The sequence below is a fragment of the Dietzia sp. B19 genome (assembly GCF_014145155.1).
Lineage (GTDB): Bacteria > Actinomycetota > Actinomycetes > Mycobacteriales > Mycobacteriaceae > Dietzia > Dietzia natronolimnaea.
Window position 1 is genome coordinate 7,885 of the sequence record NZ_JAALED010000559.1, and the last position, 397, is coordinate 8,281.

Annotated in this window: 1 protein-coding gene; it reads left to right on the forward strand. The window is 64.0% G+C overall.

The features are described from left to right. The first annotated feature begins 125 nt into the window (after window positions 1-125). Window positions 126-368: a hypothetical protein gene (locus G6020_RS15255; RefSeq protein ID WP_182611196.1), complete on the forward strand. Its 243-nt coding sequence runs from the start codon at window positions 126-128 to the stop codon at window positions 366-368. Window positions 369-397: the final 29 nt, after the last annotated feature.

A 397-nucleotide genomic window follows, 5' to 3' on the forward strand; every position in this document is an offset into this window, starting at 1 on the left:
TTGGTGCGAAAAACCGCAGTTGAGAGCACATTAACGCACCATAGACGTACCATACACGCATGGTGCGTGTACAATAGAAGACAGAGCCGGGAACACCCGCTCACCCCGCACCCGAAAGGAACACCATGACCAAGCCCGGAATCCTGCTCGAGACCTTCGATCTCGAGGTCCCGGACGAGCACCGCACCATCGCAGCCGAGATCCGGCTAGCAACCAACTCCGACGGCACCGAAGTGCTGTGGCACTACGAGGACGGCCGCCCAGCATTCGTCCACCCCGCCCGCCGCTGCACCAACTGCGCCGAGGTCATCACCACCGGCCAGAGCGGCAGCCGCTGCACCGGGTGCACCGACCAGCTGCACCTCTAGCCACAGTCCCCGGCCCGCCAATCGGCGGA